Annotated in this window: 4 protein-coding genes; 3 read left to right on the top strand and 1 reads right to left on the bottom strand. The window is 43.8% G+C overall.

The features are described from left to right. Positions 1 to 491 (bottom strand): hypothetical protein (locus KKA81_07270; protein MBU2650717.1); only part of this gene is annotated, 491 nt, incomplete at its 3' end. Positions 492 to 637: 146 nt separating this feature from the next. Between KKA81_07270 and KKA81_07265 the strand changes: the two genes are divergently transcribed. The 3 genes from KKA81_07265 to KKA81_07255 all read left to right on the top strand — a co-directional run. Further along, positions 638 to 874, top strand: coding sequence for a hypothetical protein (locus KKA81_07265; GenBank protein ID MBU2650716.1), 237 nt, complete (start codon positions 638 to 640; stop codon positions 872 to 874). Between the two features lie 36 nt (positions 875 to 910). Then, positions 911 to 1,945 (top strand): T9SS type A sorting domain-containing protein, encoded by a 1,035-nt coding sequence (locus tag KKA81_07260; GenBank protein MBU2650715.1) that lies wholly within the window; start codon positions 911 to 913, stop codon positions 1,943 to 1,945. 117 nt (positions 1,946 to 2,062) lie between these two features. Further along, positions 2,063 to 2,299 (top strand): hypothetical protein (locus tag KKA81_07255; GenBank protein MBU2650714.1); only part of this gene is annotated, 237 nt, incomplete at its 3' end.

Below are 2,299 nucleotides of genomic sequence, written 5' to 3'. Positions count from 1 at the left end.
TTCCCCTGTTTGTCAAGTTTGTAGAACATGGGTGTCCAGTGTTCACTGGCCCACAAAACATCCTCGATGGGATCGTAAGCCATGCCACGGATCCTGAATGAAGTCTGGTGTGTGCTGATAAGGGTTTTATTATCCAGGTCGAGTACGTAAAAAAAGAAGTCATTCGGACTACCATAGAAATACTGTTCATCATAAGCCATATCCCTTACATGACCAACCCCGGTAATGACAAAGCGTTCTATGATATTACCCGTCAGTTCATACCTGGCAAGGCTGTCATCAAGCCATTGTGTTGAATAAATGTAATCTCCATCTGTTTCTGCCCCGTATTCACCGATATATGCAATGGTCGGGAAGGAGAAAAAGAGTTCAAATGTATCTCTTGCTGCAATGGTCTGGTCGATCTGACAGTTTGGAGCCAGTTCGATGTTTTCTTGTTGTGCCTGTAATAAAAAAGGAACTAAAAACACAAATAGTAAAAGCTTTTTCATGATGGTTTAATTATTTGTTAAAAATAGGAATTTCAATCCAATGAGTCAACGTTTGGAAAAAAGGTTGTATCCTTATCCTGAATATGTGTGCATTTGGGTTTTATTGGTTATATTTGACGTTATTAATTCAAATAAACATGCTATCCATGAAAAAAATCCTACTGATTTTCATTGTCCTGGCCTTTATTATGCCGGTTTTCTCCCAGGAAGAGACCCTGCCGGATAATAATGTTTCCAGGAGCCTGGAGGAATTCGGGCTGATGCATGTTACCGACCTTTGCGGTGATTTTACCATCACCGATTCCGATGGGGTAACATGGAATCTCTATGAACAGCTTGATCTGGGAAAAACTGTTTTCCTGGACCTGTTCTTCACCACTTGACCGAGTTGTCAGTCATATGCAGCACTTATTGAAGCTGTGTATGTCGCGTATGGCTCCGGTGAGGAAGATCTCCTCATGTGGGGCTTGTCTCCTCAGGACAACAACACCCAGATTAACAACTACAAAACATCTTATGGTATCACCAACCCTTGTGCCGGAACACAGGGGGGAGGCCCCGAAGCTATTGATGTTGTTATCGCCGGGCAGAATTTCCTGGGGTACCCTACTTACTGTATTGTTTGTCCTGACAGGACACTATACTTTGACGTCTGCTGGCCTCCCACGGCAACCTGCTTCGATCCCTATATCGAAAGCTGTGTACCACCGCTGGCCGCCAATTTTTCTGCCAATGTTGATCAGGGCTGCGCAGGACTTACCGTGTTTTTCTCCGACCAATCGGCAGGTAATCCGACTTCCTGGAACTGGACCTTTGAAGGCGGTGACCCGCCTGCTTCAACCTTCCAGAACCCGGTCGTTGTTTATAACAGCGCCGGTGAGTTTGATGTAACCCTTGAAGTTACTGCCGGTTCAGCATCCAATACAAAAACAGAAGATAATTTTATCAACGTTTTTGCCTTGCCGGATGTAACATTTGAACCTCTCGATACCGCCTGCCTTGAATGGCCTCCCTTCGAGCTGATCGGAGGTGCACCCGAAGGTGGAGATTATTCAGGACCGGGTGTCACAGACAATATCTTTGACCCGGCAACCGCAGGCACGGGAACCCACACCATTATCTATACCTACGAGGATGAAAATGGTTGTGAAAACTCTGCCAGCCAGGATATCGTGGTCGATGTTTGTGCAGGATTGAAGGGAAACCATAATAACGCCTTCAAAATCTATCCCAACCCTTCTGATGGAATGTTTAACATTTCCATTAAACATCAGGGGCAAATCAGCATCACGGTTTACAACCTGCTGGGAGGGGTGGTACTCGAACAGTCTGCCATTATTAACGGTAATGATATGATCCTGCTTAACCTGGAAGATATTCCGGGTGGATTGTATATTTTAGCCTTAAAAACTGATTCCGAATCCTTTGTGGAAAAAATCAGGATAGTCCGTTGATAATCATAGTTAACTTTTAATCCCTTGGTGCTGTTTTTTCCCTGCAATGGAACAGCAGTATCGAGGGATTTTTTTATTGTGTTTCAAAGAAGAAATAAGTATCTTTGGTTGTATTATATGAACAGGATTTTCGAAAAGGTACTTATCATTACGATTCTGGCTTTTCTTTTTCCGCCTTTATTGCAAAGCCAGCACTGCCTTCCTGAGGGTATCACATTTTACACACAGGAACAGATTGATCTGTTTCCATCAAATTATCCGGGATGCACAGCTATCGATGGAGGTGTGACTGTTACAGGTGATTTTATTCAAAACCTGGACAGCTTAATGGGGCTCAATACTATTGGTGGAAGT

Source organism: Bacteroidota bacterium (genome assembly GCA_018831055.1).
Taxonomy (GTDB): Bacteria; Bacteroidota; Bacteroidia; order Bacteroidales; family B18-G4; genus M55B132.
The sequence above is the reverse complement of the archived record's forward strand: the minus strand, read 5'-3'. Positions and strand labels throughout refer to the sequence as shown.

Coding starts and splice junctions, on each gene's coding strand:
- KKA81_07265 (MBU2650716.1), top strand. CDS start 638: ATGAAAAAAATCCTACTGATTTTCATTGTCCTGGCCTTTATTATGCCG.